Source organism: Lihuaxuella thermophila (assembly GCF_900110165.1).
Classification (GTDB): domain Bacteria; phylum Bacillota; class Bacilli; order Thermoactinomycetales; family Thermoactinomycetaceae; genus Lihuaxuella; species Lihuaxuella thermophila.
On record NZ_FOCQ01000015.1, the window covers coordinates 1 to 14,920 of the forward strand.

16 protein-coding genes are annotated in these 14,920 nt (G+C 41.7%); 15 read left to right on the forward strand and 1 reads right to left on the reverse strand.

The features are described from left to right. Positions 1-190 precede the first annotated feature (190 nt). The 15 genes from BMW55_RS15165 to BMW55_RS15240 all read left to right on the forward strand — a co-directional run bounded on the left by BMW55_RS15165 (position 191) and on the right by BMW55_RS15240 (position 13,212). Positions 191-508 carry a hypothetical protein gene (locus tag BMW55_RS15165; RefSeq protein ID WP_089971270.1) on the forward strand — a complete coding sequence of 106 codons (318 nt, stop codon included), beginning with the start codon at positions 191-193 and terminating at the stop codon, positions 506-508. A gap of 1,318 nt (positions 509-1,826) precedes the next feature. Beyond that, the gene (locus tag BMW55_RS15170) at positions 1,827-2,543 is read left to right on the forward strand and encodes a hypothetical protein (protein WP_089971273.1); all 717 of its coding nucleotides are present in this window, start codon (positions 1,827-1,829) and stop codon (positions 2,541-2,543) included. A 403-nt stretch (positions 2,544-2,946) separates the two neighbouring features. Further along, entirely contained in the window at positions 2,947-3,195 is a 249-nt protein-coding gene (locus tag BMW55_RS15175; RefSeq protein WP_139179516.1) for a hypothetical protein, read from the forward strand. Positions 3,196-3,241: 46 nt separating this feature from the next. Beyond that, positions 3,242-3,445 (forward strand): hypothetical protein, encoded by a 204-nt coding sequence (locus BMW55_RS15180; RefSeq protein ID WP_089971279.1) that lies wholly within the window; start codon positions 3,242-3,244, stop codon positions 3,443-3,445. 1,515 nt (positions 3,446-4,960) lie between these two features. Beyond that, positions 4,961-5,389 carry an HTTM domain-containing protein gene (locus tag BMW55_RS15185; protein WP_089971283.1) on the forward strand — a complete coding sequence of 143 codons (429 nt, stop codon included), beginning with the start codon at positions 4,961-4,963 and terminating at the stop codon, positions 5,387-5,389. Between the two features lie 7 nt (positions 5,390-5,396). After that, complete coding sequence (locus BMW55_RS15190) at positions 5,397-5,831, forward strand: hypothetical protein (RefSeq protein ID WP_089971287.1); 435 nt, start codon at positions 5,397-5,399, stop codon at positions 5,829-5,831. A gap of 222 nt (positions 5,832-6,053) precedes the next feature. After that, on the forward strand, positions 6,054-7,022 hold the full coding sequence (locus tag BMW55_RS15195; RefSeq protein ID WP_089971289.1) for an OmpA family protein: 969 nt from the start codon (positions 6,054-6,056) through the stop codon (positions 7,020-7,022). A 563-nt stretch (positions 7,023-7,585) separates the two neighbouring features. Next, complete coding sequence (locus BMW55_RS15200) at positions 7,586-8,092, forward strand: hypothetical protein (RefSeq protein ID WP_139179518.1); 507 nt, start codon at positions 7,586-7,588, stop codon at positions 8,090-8,092. A gap of 92 nt (positions 8,093-8,184) precedes the next feature. After that, on the forward strand, positions 8,185-8,895 hold the full coding sequence (locus BMW55_RS19875) for a VWA domain-containing protein (RefSeq protein WP_170839971.1): 711 nt from the start codon (positions 8,185-8,187) through the stop codon (positions 8,893-8,895). Beyond that, a complete protein-coding gene (locus BMW55_RS15210) occupies positions 8,892-9,521 on the forward strand; it encodes a vWA domain-containing protein (protein WP_089971296.1) in 630 nt (209 codons plus the stop codon). Before BMW55_RS19875 ends, BMW55_RS15210 begins: the two co-directional genes overlap by 4 nt. A 927-nt stretch (positions 9,522-10,448) precedes the next feature. Then, positions 10,449-11,099, forward strand: coding sequence for an OmpA family protein (locus tag BMW55_RS15220; RefSeq protein WP_089971301.1), 651 nt, complete (start codon positions 10,449-10,451; stop codon positions 11,097-11,099). 287 nt (positions 11,100-11,386) lie between these two features. Then, positions 11,387-11,572, forward strand: coding sequence for a hypothetical protein (locus tag BMW55_RS15225; RefSeq protein WP_089971304.1), 186 nt, complete (start codon positions 11,387-11,389; stop codon positions 11,570-11,572). Between the two features lie 151 nt (positions 11,573-11,723). After that, positions 11,724-11,909 (forward strand): type Z 30S ribosomal protein S14, encoded by a 186-nt coding sequence (locus BMW55_RS15230; RefSeq protein WP_089971307.1) that lies wholly within the window; start codon positions 11,724-11,726, stop codon positions 11,907-11,909. Positions 11,910-12,349: 440 nt separating this feature from the next. After that, positions 12,350-12,904 carry an RNase A-like domain-containing protein gene (locus BMW55_RS15235; protein ID WP_089971310.1) on the forward strand — a complete coding sequence of 185 codons (555 nt, stop codon included), beginning with the start codon at positions 12,350-12,352 and terminating at the stop codon, positions 12,902-12,904. A 17-nt stretch (positions 12,905-12,921) separates the two neighbouring features. Further along, the gene (locus BMW55_RS15240; RefSeq protein ID WP_244527590.1) at positions 12,922-13,212 is read left to right on the forward strand and encodes a contact-dependent growth inhibition system immunity protein; all 291 of its coding nucleotides are present in this window, start codon (positions 12,922-12,924) and stop codon (positions 13,210-13,212) included. A gap of 263 nt (positions 13,213-13,475) precedes the next feature. Here BMW55_RS15240 and BMW55_RS15245 read toward each other — a convergent pair whose 3' ends face one another. Further along, positions 13,476-14,774: an MFS transporter gene (locus BMW55_RS15245; RefSeq protein WP_089971316.1), complete on the reverse strand. Its 1,299-nt coding sequence runs from the start codon at positions 14,772-14,774 to the stop codon at positions 13,476-13,478. Positions 14,775-14,920: the final 146 nt, after the last annotated feature.

Here is a 14,920-nt window from a genome sequence, read left to right on the forward strand (position 1 = left end):
CTCACTCCGCTTTGAATTACAGGTCTCCAAGAGAATTTAGACAAATGCTAACTCAAAAAGTTGCATAATTGTCTGGACTTATGGGGGGCATTAAGTAGATACTCATTATCCAAAGTTTACACAAAGTAACAATAATACAACCGTAAATCCAAACAGCATTTAAAAACCAATCAAGAATAGAGGTCGATGAATGGTAAATAAAACAGAAAAATTGATTCGTTTTCTGGAAAAAAACCGTCCCTCCGATCAAAATACGGATTTGGTCTGGCATTTTGTAATAAAGCTTGTACAAGATGAAGGTTTGACCATCAAAGATCTGATTGCTATGTATTATTTGTATACCGTTACTAAAAATTGTGGGTCCCAAGGTATCAACATCATCAGTCATCGTGACGGGGTGACAACGGCTGGCATTGGTAGCCGCAAATATACTTGTGATGAAAACAAGCTTTTGGAACACTGGAAAAAAACGATGGATGCGTATATATTAAAGTATCTTCTGGACTAAAGTAATAGCAAGAAATAGGGATGTACACTATTGACTTAACTTTTGCGAAACGCTTCCAGTTATAGTCCCCCTTAATAACAAAATCAAGCCGCCTGTTGAACGGGTGGCTTGATTTTGTAAGCGACAATTGTAAAGTGGATCCCCCGCAATTTGATGATCTTACGAAAAAGCCTGTCATCATTCCAAATTAGTCTATCAGAAAAAATGTTATAAAAACGTTGCTTATCTTAATAAAAAATCGACTAATAAGTTGATAAAAATATACTGATCCCCCAACAGCCACAGACTAACTCTAAAGTTAAGATAAATGGGAACGAGAGATATTGGCAAAGAAAATGGACGGTAGATAAAAAATGGAAATCGGTTGGTAGGGATGCCGTCAGGAGCGAATATTTCTGCTGTCTTCCGTAAGTATGCTTTTTACAACTACAGTACTGGGTGAGAAGCTTTTAAGGTTGCTTGGTTCTGATCACTAGACCATCTAAACGGGAACAGGAACTTGAAAAAGAGCTGCAAGAAGCAAAAGCTCTCTTGGGTGAACAAGCGATGCAGATTGAGATTCTCAGAAAAAAGACCAACTGGGGCCGATGGTAAGTACAGGGGAGTTAATGCGAACCTTAGTTAGTGAGGGGTATTCGGTCTCACAAATTACTTCTGCCCTTCAGATCAATCGTACATATGTTATTCTCTATTAAAAAAGTTTTAATCTAAAGAACGTAGACGGTCTGATGCAGCAGATCTTCGAGAGAAGTTGGAGATGGGAAAATGCAAAGGGAACTAAAAGTTGAATACATTATTATCAACTTCCGACATGGGAACAGATAAAGAAAGCAATAGAAGGAACTGGATGGAATTGAGCATACTTATGTGTATTTAAAAGTAAACGATACCTACTTAACTGTGGAGGAGAATTTGTAGAAGATGTAGAGGCTGGTTTCATGTCATCTTTTATGACGAAGAGAGAGATTTTTTAAATTTAATGAATCCTCACGGAGATCGGGATCAAATACATTCTTTAGTAATAGAAGGTGTTTGAAGATCAACTAGTTCAATTACCTGAAGTGATAAAAGTATTTAAACAAAGCTTAGTGAAGATTTAACTTGGGAATAAATTAACATTGTGTAGTGAGTAAAGTTGAAAAACTACTGATTAGTAGGTATAACTCCCGGGTAAATCTTCAAATGATCAAGTTACTTAAACATAAGCCCAATTGTTTCCCAAGGTCGAGCTGTTTCTCAATGCCCGGTTGAGTCTCGTTCGGCATTCTCTCACTTGATATGAGATGAGTTTTAACTGTCAACAATAGGGGTGAACAGTTTGCGTACAACTTCTTCTAACTTACCCAAAGCTAATGAAAAAAAGGAAAAAGCAAAGATTAGTTATATACGAGCAACGATAACAGTTGCTATTATCGCCGTCCTCTGGTATCTCATTGAGGAAAATGTGTATAAATGGGTTGCGTACACTGACTATGGGCAAATTGTATACTGGGACGGATATGGCGGAATTGTTGCTTCTTTGGTTGTGTCAGGTTTACTGGGTGTATACATTTATGCTTTTCTGAACAGGAAACGCTGGAGCATGAGCAGCATGACTGTCACCGAGAAACAATTTTGGATTGGTTATTCTGTCCTTGTAATGATTGCATTTTTGATTACGCTCTTCGTTCTGGACAAATATAGCTTGGTCACTGAGAAAGGTCTTGTCGAATCAAGTTTCTGGAAACTGGGCGATCATGAAAAAGTTTATTGGAATCAGATAGATCGTGCAAAACTAGATATTATAAAAGATAAAAGAGGAAAAGTAACTGTAGTCTATCTTGAGTGCGAGTTAAAAAATGGAAAAACATCTACCATAGAATCGAATTTTTCCAGAACTAATACAAGATGGATGAAGAAAAAAGATTTTGTTCGCGCTTACCAATTAGTGAAACAAAATAAGGTTCCAATTCAAATTATGTCAATTGATTCACACGATATTGGGAAAATCGAAGGTAGATTCGGAAGGGAAGTAGCTGCATTATTCAAAAAATAGACCAGACCCACCTCTTAAACTTAAAATGCGATGAACTATTTCCTGTTTAAACTAAATGACATTCAATTTATTTGTCTGTCAAGCATTCCATATGTCTATCAAGCGGTTACGGATAAAGGAAGAACATCTGTCCACCCAAACAAATACAAGATACTTTTTCCGTACAAAATTGGAGATTTTAAAGGGAAAAGTAGTTGAAGATCGCGTTGACATAAATCGTTAGCCCTAAGGGTATAATGAAAGACTTTATAGATGGCTTCTGTCAATTTGGTTTTAAACATAATGGAGAAAGTTATATCATATCATTTTAGGGGAGGATTACATTCGCATACATAAGACATGTCAATCTTTCTCCCATTGAATCTTTTTTATGTTGCAGTTTATCGTCGCCGGGATGGCTGTGATGGACACCCAGACTTTGGTTCGTGAAGGGGTAAGATTAGCCGCTTCTTCAGGGGATGCCAAAGCGGAAGAGAAGCGGGGGAAAGCTTCTTTTGATCCTGCCGGCCGTTACTATTTAGAATCCTATCAGGTGAAAATCGAGGACGGGCAGGCGATTGCAAAGGCTGAAACCAAGATTGAAGCGGTTTTTTGGAGAGAATTGCCGCCGTTTACCTATCAGTTTGAGGCAAGAGCACCGGTGATCCAGTAGCTTATCTAGATGATTCGTTTCATTTAACTTCACTGGAGGATTGGGAATGAAAAAACGAATCAAACAGTTGCTGAAGTGGAGTCACGCTCATCGAAAGGGTGCCTCCACGATGGAGTTTATTGTCATCCTTCCGCTGTTCTCTTTTTATGTCTGGTTGTTTGGCAACTGGTGGTTGCAGGCAAGGCAGTTATGGATACGCAAGCGGCATTGCGGGATGCCGTCAAAGTTGCCTCTACATCAGGGGATGTAAAAAAAGCGGAAGACCAGGCCAAAAAATCATTTGGGGCTCCTAAAGAGTACAAACTGCAAAAAATAAGATCGAGATAGAGGATGAATAGGAATTTCCTTTGCAGAGGGAGTAGCTCCATGGACTCCACCTGATGATATTTATACTCCACCAGACGATTTAAACATAGCACCTCATTTGAAAGCTGAAGTAGAAGAATTCAAGATAGATGAATTTAAAAAGCCTAGTATAGAAGATTAAGTATATTACTAAAGATATTACTGGTGAATCTCTAAAATATAAAGGTAAAAAGGTTGATATAGAAAAACAGTATCCAGCAGACTTAGAAAAATTAAATTATGATGAGCGGAAAAACAGGATTAATCAGCAGCTTACAACAGTCAAACAAAAGAAGCAAGATTTAATTAAACGACATGGGGATTGGAATAAAGTTCCCCAAAAAACACGAAAAAACATCGAACAAAAGGAACGAAGTCTTAATAAACGGTTAAGATACCTGGATAGCGAGAAAACGAAGATAGAAACTAATTACAACAAACAGAAGTTAGCTGAAAGAGGGCCATTTATACGAAAAACTGGTTGTTATTGGGTTTACAATTTTGATTATTCCAGGTCTAATACTATTTACTTTGTTATTTCTCTTTCCCTATTCCATTGTATTAAAAGATAAAAGATTAAGCGGTTTTACAGAGGCATTTCGTTTTGGAAAACAGCATTTCTTGGGACTTCTTGGTTTAGTTATCTTAGTACAAGGAACGGAACTAGTTCTGGGAATTTTAGTAGCCCTTGGTGTTGACTCTGTAACTAACAGTTTTATGATACATGCTTTAGTTTAGATTGTAATAAATACTTTCTTCTTACCTATCTTTGTATTTTCAATTCGTTCATATTACGCAGAAAAAAGGGATCTTGTTTATCATGAGTACTAAAACGATTTATTATTTAGTTTTAACACTTTTATAATTTAACTAACAATAAAGATCGAGGCTGTTCTATCGGAGAAAGAAGAGCAGCCTCATAACATTTACAAATGTCATATTTAAAAAAGGGAGATAAATATTGCTGGTATGACGAAAGAAATCAATAAAATGGCTAGACAACAATAAAATACCTTTTTGCCGAATTCTCTACTTACAGGCCATTTAACATAATTTGATTTATGAGCAACATCTCTAGGAAATGCGATTGCATAATAGGGAAGTAACAGCCAAAAGGATGTAGTCCCTAACATTTTAATCTTGCTGGTGAAAGTTGGGAGAAATATTAAGTCTAGAATTGTTAATATAATAAGTAAGTAAAGAGATATTTTAGTGATTTTTAATGCTGAATGTTGAATTTTTTTTTATCAAACAGAAAAGAACAAACTAGCCCTATAATCACTGCTAAAAATAGAAAGAGATTTTGCAGCGCATGAATGAATTCACCCATACGAAACTCCTTTCAATCTTCTAGTAATGTCTATTGTAACATAAGATCATTCGGAATGTTCAAATGAACTCTTAAATCCATTTCGCATGGATGGCGGCGATCATTCAATTATGCGTGATGTACCTCACGGCCGGTTTGTATAAATTGACCGGCAGCATGTGGCTGGATGGTACCGCCTTATATTACGCTACCCGAACGCAAGATTACTTTACCCCGGGCTTAAGTGAGTGGTTGTGGAAAAATGAAACTCTCCTTAAAGGGATGACTTATGCCACCGTTGTCTATCAAGTTCTGTTTCCTATATTGTTGCTCTACCGATATACCAAATATCTGGCACTATTGGCGGCTTTCGCCTTTCATGCCGGGATCGCCGTTTTTATGGGATTGATTGACTTTTCATGGATTATGATCAGCTGCGAGCTTTTGTTGCTTTCCGATCGCGAGTTTCAAATGATATTTAAAAAGTACAAACGATTCGTCGCATGGTTGAGGATGAAGCTTTTGCAAAGTGCAGGATGAGTGAATGATGTCAGCAAACTTTTCGGAGTTTCAAGGACTGGATCTTGGAATTGAAAAAACAAATGAGCTTGTACAGAAATTAAAAGATACATTTGTTGATATCGATCAATTTAACAAGAATCAGCGATTGACGGAATCAGGAAAAACTCTAATGTGGTTGGCATTCCGCAAGGAGCCTGTAGTATTCACATATGAGCAGTTGAAAGATTACCATTTTTTTATCAACGATAACGATTATCTCCTTTATCTTTATGATGAAAGAAGGAACAAAGCTTATCAAACCGATATATTAAGCATTTATTCTTTTTTGGAAAGTAGTTACCAGGTAAATAGACAGTTGGATGTTTATGTATTTGATCATAGTTTTGAATGGGTTTACTCCATTACACATGAAGACTATACAGTTTTAATTGTTGGTCTTCCTGGACCGAGAAAAATATAATTTCTCAGGTATAATTAGATGTTAGATCAAAACAGCCGGGTCGAAATTGTGATCGAGTCTCAATAATCAGGTACTACATAAAAAATCTAGTTTTCATTTGAAGGCTAGATTTTTTATAGTGTAACGTGCCGAAGAAAAAGTCGTTTAATTGCCGGAAAATGAAAGTCCAAAGAGATAAGTGCCGTCTCGTAATAGAAGGTATTGTTGGAGAATCATTAGAGTATGTATAAAGGGTTAATTACTTGGTTTGATGTTCCAACAATTTTAGGAGAGTATAAAGTTCAAGTAATTAGAGAAGGAAAAGTTCTATCAGAAGGTAGTTTTAATGTAGTTGAAAACCCGAAGGATGGTAATAGTCAGCAATCTCAAGGTGGGATAACTAATAGTAGACCAGTAGATACATATAAGAAACTCACAGTAGATCCCCGTCCTATGACTTTTGGAGATTGGCCTAAAGACGAAAACAAGAAGTCCCTGGATAACATTAGAAAATACTTTGATCCTAGTGAGAAAATATCCTTAGATTTTGATGAACCAGATACTCTTAAAACTGATAAGTTAATTATAAGATTGCTTAGAGTTCGGGCTAAAGGAGAATTTCATAATTGGGTAAGAGGTTGGGAACAGAAAGTTGAGCCATCCTATAAGGGACTAATGTTAACGTTTCATGATCCTGTCTGGAATGGAGAACTGGAACCAGGGGAATACAGAGTCCGAATTTATAGGGACCTTGAGTTGATGGCAGATGAGACATTTAACGTTGTTGGGGGATTAAAAGAAGCAAGTCAAAAGCAAAAGCACCTAAACTTACCTAATTATGTAGGAGTTACTTTCAATAAAGACCAAGTAAAAATTAATGTTCCGGAGCCCCTTCTATTTAGTTTCAACAAAAGTGACCTAAAGCCCCAAGCGCAAGAAACGTTAGATGAAGTTGCCCTTGTATTAAAACAATATTCCAATGCTGTCGTTAAAGTATATGGGTACACAGATAGTTTAGGAGAGGAAGATTATAATTTGAAGCTGTCTCAAAAGAGGGCTGCGACAGTAGAATCATACTTAAAAAGTAGAGGTTTACAAGGAGTTCAGTTTGATACACGAGGTTTTGGAGAAATGAACCCTAAAGAATCTAATGACACAATACAAGGAAGACAAAAAAATAGGCGAGTCGAAATTATAATCGACCCTCGTTAAAAAATTTGTATACTGTACTGCTCTGAAATCTGAAGGCTATCATGCAATCGTGATAGTCTAATATTATTCTTATTTGCTTAAAATGATACGATCGCCACAAAACTGGGTAACCTTACCGCTAAGGTAAGGAGTGTAACGGACACGGTTCTTTTTCGAACCAGGTATCGTTTGGAATAAAGGGAACGCATCTATACGTCGATGTCGCTTCTACCTTTTATTGCTCCAAGTGGTTCTCGGTTGCTTCATCCTTACCTTGCCAACCCTCATTAGTAATACGGTAGTGTTCATCCTGACAACTTTAGTTATTTGGTAATGAAGCTATAATAGCCCATAAACTTCCAGAAGAGAGATAAAGAATAGTAGAAGGGAATTATTTTAATTAGGCAGCGAAAACGGACTGTTTAACAAAGGGGGGTCGTGTTGGTTGGAAAGACACCTAATTTAACATGTCAATCTTTCTCCCATTGAATCTTTTTTATGTTATGGAAGATTTTTCTGGACACTCTATTAAAAGTTGTTTAAAATAGCATATGTATTTTGAATGTAATAGGAGGTATTTGTTGTTGAAACGTTTCCTCATACTTTTCGTCGTTCTTATTGCTGCACTATTGGGTGCCGGTTGTGGAAGTGATGAGAAGAATGCAGACACCGGCAAAAAACCGGAAGAGAAGAAATCGGAAGCAGCAGCGGAAGCTGTTGCACCCAATCAAACCTTTAAAGAAATCGAATTTACAAACATTAACTGGATCATGGGAGCGCCGGATCCCGAGCCGACGGGTGGAATCTGGCTTTGGAACAAGGATAGGCACCCCGCCGGCTTGGATGACCAGGATTGGGACCACGAAGATATGCTTTACGTCCAGGCCAGCAAAAAATATCAACATCAAAATATCAATATTGAAAAGCTCCAGGTGATTGATCAGGATGTTGTGAAAATCGTCGTTTCCTGGGAGAAGGATATCGGCCGGGAAGCACCTGCCCGCGATTGGGTTTCGGTCGAAACCGGCGCGTTGGATGGAAAGAAATTTATCGTGGAAGATATGGAAGGCAAGAAAGTGGAAACGCAATGAGAGAAACCCCGAAAGGGGTTTTTATCAATTGCAGGAACCGGCGGTCGTTCATGGAGGGCTTCGGAGGATACATTTTTAACCAGGAGGGCATTATGCGGAAAAAAAGGTTTCTTTGTATGCTAATCATCGGCCTGATCCTTACAAGCGGTTGTTCGCTGGGTTCTTCATCTCTGTCGGGAAATGCCAAACAGACAGCGGAAAAACAGGCGGAACAGGCATCCAAATACAAAGAGGATGTGAAAATTCCCGAGGAGTTACAGGGAGTTGACCTGCCGCCCGAAGGCAAATACGCAGGTGAGAAATACGATTGGGCAAAGGTAAAAAAGGAACTGGACAAGATTCCGAAAAACGCTGATGGAAAAACGATTCTCAAAAAGTTTTACGAACTGGCAGCGGAAGATTACACGCCTTTTTTCAAGTATTATGAGACCTTTGATACTTCGATCATCAATGTGGAACAAGGTCCGGGCGGGTTGAAAAACCTCAAATTGCCAGGGGAAAAACCGGTAAATATCATGATTCTGGTCGATTCCAGCGGTTCGATGGCCGGAAAAGTATCCGGCGGAATGAAAATGGATCTGGCCAAGGAGGCTGTCAAGAATTTCGCCAGCCAAATGCCGGAAGGAGCCAACGTTTCCCTTTCCGTTTACGGTCACAAAGGGAGCAACAGTGAAAAGGACAAGGCCACATCCTGCAAAAGCATTGAAGAAGTGTATCCCCTCGGAGCCTATGATGAAAGCAAATTCAACCAGGCATTGAACCAGTTTAAGCCCAAGGGTGGACTCCGATTGCGGCTGCCATGAAACTGGCCAAGCAAAAGCTGGCGAATCAGGATAAGGCAGAAAACATCGTTTATGTAGTGAGTGATGGAGTGGAAACCTGTGGCGGCGATCCGGTACAAGCGGCGAAGGAGCTTCACGAATCCAATATGAAAGCCGTGGTCAACATCATCGGTTTTGATCTTGATGATGCTGGACAAAAGGCACTGCAAGCAGTGGCCGATGCCGGAGGTGGTGAGTACAGCTCAGTGGATTCCGAAGTGGATCTCGACCGCTATTTTGAGGAAGAGAGAAGCCGGCTGTACAAAGCGTGGTCTCACTGGGCCAACGAGCATTATGACAAGGCGGGCGACGTAGCCAACAAAAAATACGAGGATCTGCAACGGAAATCCCACGAGATGTACCAAATCACCGACCGTGAAGAAAAGCGGTTCTACCACATGAGCGAGTATTTGGAAAAAGAACGGGGATTTGAATTTGAACTCCTCTATAATCACGTCAATCAAAAGTTTTCCAAGCGGGCGGACTACATCAACGACTACAACTTTTACAAGAGAGATAAGCTCCAGGAAGCCGTTCTGGACAATAAGAATAAGATTCAGGACGAGGTATTGGACAAGGCAGACGAAGAGAAAGACAAACTTTATTAACCTGCCAAAATCCCCTGCATAGAGTACAGATCAGTCGACCATCGCTTTGAAATGCCGAACAGTCGGAAAAGATCTAGGATGATATACAAAGAAGGTATGCGGTTTGTTTTGAGGCAAACCACATACTTTTAACCATACATACCTATTTTGGGCACGCCGCGATCGTCCGCTTTTCAACCTTATTACTGAAATATACTAACTTCTCTTTAAGAGTCTATGGCACAAGAGATAATGATTCGTAGCAAGAGAAATTCACGACAGAATCCGCTTTATAGATTATTTCTTCTGCATCCGAAACGAGGAGCTGACTCCGGAGTCGATAGCAAGATGATTGCTAAACAATACGTATGAAGGAGGCTGGAAATGGAGCTTACTTTTTTTGAATCGGTAGCGCGTCTATGGATCATATTTGTTACCATTTTTTATTTTATTTTGAGTTGGGGCTTCTTTAAAACCAGATTTAGAGAGATCCTTTTGAAGATCGTAAAGGCTTTCTTTTATATCATGATAACGCTCATTGTATTAGCAGTGGTCACATCACCACATAGGATGAATACATTGTTTGATATGGTAGTATGGGCGTCAGCAGGGATGGTTTTCTCGTTGTATTTCTTTATATTTCCTATGGGGAACTATTTCCCATCAACCTCTCATATTTGGGAAAAGAGCAAAAAATTTGCTAAACCTATATTTAATGTTTGCCTTATATTGCTCGCTCTGATTTTCTTACCGGCTATAATTTCGATCGTCGCAGAAAAGCTTGGTATAAACTAACTAATAATATGATATATGGTGAGGAGTTTCAATATCAGTCGGAAGATCAGCTATTTTGCATTCTGATCGCTAGTGTAAGAAATGGAAAAATGTATGTAAATATGTTAAGATTTTAAAGAAAATGATCATTCTGGATGGAGGTTTCATACATAAATGTCTAGTAAAATGTGGATGCCTGTTTTAATCCTTAGTTTGATTTTGACCGCTTGCAGCGAAAAAGAAGAGGCGGGGGCACCTCAGGTAAAAGAAACTCCGCAGGTGAAGGAGACTCCCCAAGCGAAAGAGCCTGCAGACTCCAATGATGCTTTCATACCGAGTATCCCGCAATTCGAACAGCCCGAACCGCCGGAAATCCCACAATTTGAAATGCCGGAACCTCCGGAAATTCCCCAATTCGAATTTCCGCCAATACCGGAATTTCCGCAGATTTCTGTGTCTACGACAGACAAGCAGGTTAAAATTAATATGCCTGATACCCTTTTGTTCGACTACAATAAAAGTGATTTGAAGCCGCAAGCGCAGGAAGTGCTGGATAAGATTGTTCAGGGATGTGCCAAGTACGCATCAGCCAAGATTCACATTTCCGGACATACGGACAACATTGGCTCTGACCAATACAACCTGACTCTCTCGCAAAAGAGAGCGGAAGCGGTGGAAAAGTATCTCAAAGGCAAATTGGATCCTGGAAAGTTTCAATTTACCACGAAAGGATACGGGGAAACCCAGCCGGTCGCCCCCAATGATACGGAAGACAATCGTAAGAAAAACCGCCGCGTGCAAATTGTGATTGAACCGCAATCATAGAAGAGCAAAGAGCGACATCCATATGGCGATGTCGCTCTTTGCCTGTTTGATTCCATCATCACGGGTTGGCTACCATTTTTCCCGGTCCCTTCTCGTAATCCTTCAATCCTCTTTGTGAATCGGTTGTATTCTCCGCTGTTATGGATCGTGCCGCTTGCCTGGTTTGCTCGGAATACCCCCATTGGAAAGGGATTTTCTGGCGGCGATCATGAACGATTCTCCGCCGTATTTTACATTCCGGCATAGGGCAGATTACAAAAAACGAAAGGTTTAAAGGAGGCATCTCATTGAAAAATAAAGCGAATCAAAAAAAGTCCGATACGAAAGAGTACGTCGGTCCAGACCTCGCTTATTCAGCCGGAAGTCCCAATCAACATAAGACACGGGTCACCAATCAACCCCATCTCATTCCCGAGGACCCACTTCCTCCGGGAGAGACGGATCTCCGCCAGGTTAAAACAGATCCATCATAAAGCGCCCGACCGACTGCACACAGGTGGAATGTAGCTATCGCAACAACTGCAAACACTGATGAAGAAGCCGGGACAACCGGTTATCCCTCATGGCGATACTTTCCCGTAGATGTTTGGAGTATTTCACTAATTGGTGAAAGGAGGAATCCACTTGGCCAAGAAGTCGATGATCGTCAAGGCGAAACGTCGGCAAAAGTTTAAAGTGCGCGAATATACCCGGTGTGAGCGTTGCGGCAGGCCGCATTCGGTATATCGGAAGTTTAGGCTCTGCCGGATTTGCTTTCGTGAGCTGGCCTACAAAGGGCAGATTCCCGGTGTGAAAAAAGCAAGCTGGTAATGAGGGAAGGAGGGTTCCGCATGGGGATGGCAGTTGTTGATTCTCGCATGAATACGTACCCTGATAGTATCATCTTCCTGGATCATCTGAACGGGAAATCGTTCAGGTCTGAAGTGTGACGGATTTGATCCAATGGTACGTCTGTCCTTTTCTGCTTCTGAATGTTGCTGGAAAGAACCCTCCTTTTTCACCGGACTTCATTTTTTGATCCCTTCAAGCAATGATCTTATGGAAATATTTACTCTACCATTCGGGAATAACTAACCATTTGCTAGATATTGCCTTTCAGAGAGTTCATTGTTCTTCATCCCTTATGTGTTTGTTTGTCATCTACCCAAAGATTGATGAGTACCACTCGCCTGAGAACAAGCAATTCTTTGTCCTTTCTATTATGATTGTTTTATCCGGTACCATGTTCACGAAAAGGAGCAGTGAGGCACATGGCAGGGAAATGGTTTCATCTTTGGCGGCGATTTTCGGCATCCGGTATTTCCGCCTTGAAATGGGCTCTGGCAGTCAGCCTTCTTGCTTTTCTTACAGCCTGTTCACTCGATGTAAAAGAGGATGCAAACCAAAAAACTTCAGAAGGGCCACGGAACCAGGTCGAGACGGTTTCTGTCGATTTAAGGGATCATGAAGCCAAAGGAGGGCACTTAATCAGCAGGCATGTGGGGAAGTCGGATCAGGAGCTGATCGAGCGGTTAAATGAAAATCCGGGAATCTCCGCCGCCTCCACGTTTACCGATCTGTCCACTGCGGAAAAAGTGGTGGAGACAACCTTGTCCGAACCTGAAAATGTCGAAAAAATAAATCACTGGTTAAAACACCCGAGAGGAAATTTGGTGCTCAACTATCCGGGTGATGGGAAAACGGTGATTGGCCGCGGTATACAAAGGGGTTCAAACAGGATTGAAAATTATACCAGGGCCAAGATTATCTTAAAGAGTGACAGAAAGGGCGGCTACTATATTTTGACGGGATATCCGGAAGAATAGATCGGCAGGTGGGAGAATTGTATAAGGAGGATGTTCTTGTTCAGTTTCTTTCCGGAACTTTTCATCAAGATATTTCAACTCCTGAAGAAGCCTTGGCCGAGTTTTTGCGGGAGGAGGATCGGGAGTGGATTTCGGAAGTGGCAGACCAGATCGCGAAATTTCTGAACAGCGGCATCAGCGATGAGGAAAAGGACGCTTTCATCCGGGCTCATACATACATTTACTTTCCCTACTACAACATCCAGCCGGTACAGTGGCTGGAACAGGTTTTGGAGCAGTTAAGGAAAGGGCTGGATTCCGGTGGTTAGCGCGTGACGAACATAAAACCTCCGGCTCAAGCAGGGCTAGGAGGCTTGTACAGGGTTCCGACTTGATCCCTCCTTAAGATCCGCCGGAGCCTCAAAGTTCCCCTGTACAAACACTCTATGCGCGAGATGTATAATCATCCCCGGGTGGTGATAGCTTTCTGCATACAATCCATTTTCCACCGGATGAAGCCATTGAATATGACTCAACAAAAGTAGCTCTTCCCAATCGGAAAGAGCCTTTTTCCTATTTTTTTGCCTATTTTCTAGATCATTTCCGCTTCTCCTGCTGCCTGACCCGTTCCTGCCATCGCTTGCTCTTTTCCTTTTTCCAGGTTTACGAACAACAGCAGCGTGATTCCCGCGATGAAAAACAGGGCGAGCGAAGCGATTCCCGAGCGGCTGGAGCCTGTCAGCTGCCCGAAGAAACCGAAGACGGCTGGACCGAAGATGGAGGCAAATTTGCCGGACAAGCCGAAAAATCCGAAAAATTCGGCGTTCCGATGGAGAGGCACGAGCCTGCTGAAGAGAGAACGGCTTAAAGCTTGGCTGCCTCCCTGCACCAGACCCACCATGATGGCCAGCAGATAAAAATGCAGGGCGCTCTTCATAAAGTATCCCAGACAAACGATCATCAGGTAAATGAGCAAAGTAATGATTAAAGTCGTTTTGGCTCCCAGTTTTTGTGCGACCTTCCCGAATAAAAGCGTGCAGGGGATGCCGACAAACTGGGTGATGAGCAGTGCGCTGATGAGATCGGTCTGGCCGATCCCGATTTCGCGTCCGTAGATGGTGGCCATTTTAATGATCGTATTGATCCCGTCGCTGAAGAACCAAAAAGCGATGAGAAATTTGAGAAGTTCCGGATATTTGCCGATTTCCCTCATCGTTCTGGCCACGCTTTTAAAACCATGCATGGCCCGGGACATGGGGGTTTGTCTGATTCCCTTGAGCTGCTTTTTCTCGTGCACATGACGGAAAAGAGGAAGTGAGAAGAAGAACCACCACAGTCCGACCGTCAGAAAAGAAAGTTGGGTAGCGGCGAGCTTGGTCAGCAGAAGTTGATCATGAAAGGTGATCATCGCCAGGTTAACGGCAAGCAAAATCCCTCCCCCGATATATCCGAAGGCGTAACCCCGGGAAGAAATCATATCCCGCTTGTCTTCCGGGGCGACGTCTGTCAGAAAAGCATCGTAAAACACATTGGCCCCGGAAAAGGAGAGTGTTCCCAGAATGACCAGTACGGAAGCCCACAGCCACTCCCCTTCACCGATCGTAAACATGAGCAGGGAGGCGATCACCCCCATATAAGTGAAGAAGCGCAAGAATTGTTTTTTGGAACCGGAGGCATCCGCTATCGCCCCGAGAACCGGCGATAAGAGAACCACAAGAATAAGTGCGACAGACTGCGTGTACCCCCAGTAGGCTGTGGAGGTGGCGGGAGTCAATCCTTTCCCGGCCACGTCGGAATAAAAGATCGGCATCACAGCCGCCATAATCGTTGTAGCGAAAGCGGAATTCGCCCAGTCATACATGACCCAACTACGAACCGCTCGGTTATCCATAGAAGCACCTGCCTGTCTCATTAGTCAGAAAATAGTGTCTATGAACAGTTTATCACACGGGGAGGAAGCCGTGTATCGGAACGTCAATAAAGTCCTTCAAAAAAGGGTGAAGTCCCCCCTTCACGACTACACGCTTGGTGGGGATC

Coding starts and splice junctions, on each gene's coding strand:
- BMW55_RS15165 (WP_089971270.1), top strand. CDS start 191: ATGGTAAATAAAACAGAAAAATTGATTCGTTTTCTGGAAAAAAACCGT.
- BMW55_RS15175 (WP_139179516.1), top strand. CDS start 2,947: ATGGACACCCAGACTTTGGTTCGTGAAGGGGTAAGATTAGCCGCTTCT.
- BMW55_RS15180 (WP_089971279.1), top strand. CDS start 3,242: ATGAAAAAACGAATCAAACAGTTGCTGAAGTGGAGTCACGCTCATCGA.
- BMW55_RS15185 (WP_089971283.1), top strand. CDS start 4,961: ATGGCGGCGATCATTCAATTATGCGTGATGTACCTCACGGCCGGTTTG.
- BMW55_RS15190 (WP_089971287.1), top strand. CDS start 5,397: ATGTCAGCAAACTTTTCGGAGTTTCAAGGACTGGATCTTGGAATTGAA.
- BMW55_RS15195 (WP_089971289.1), top strand. CDS start 6,054: ATGTATAAAGGGTTAATTACTTGGTTTGATGTTCCAACAATTTTAGGA.
- BMW55_RS19875 (WP_170839971.1), top strand. CDS start 8,185: ATGCGGAAAAAAAGGTTTCTTTGTATGCTAATCATCGGCCTGATCCTT.
- BMW55_RS15210 (WP_089971296.1), top strand. CDS start 8,892: ATGAAACTGGCCAAGCAAAAGCTGGCGAATCAGGATAAGGCAGAAAAC.
- BMW55_RS15220 (WP_089971301.1), top strand. CDS start 10,449: ATGTCTAGTAAAATGTGGATGCCTGTTTTAATCCTTAGTTTGATTTTG.
- BMW55_RS15235 (WP_089971310.1), top strand. CDS start 12,350: ATGGCAGGGAAATGGTTTCATCTTTGGCGGCGATTTTCGGCATCCGGT.
- BMW55_RS15245 (WP_089971316.1), bottom strand. CDS start 14,774: ATGGATAACCGAGCGGTTCGTAGTTGGGTCATGTATGACTGGGCGAAT.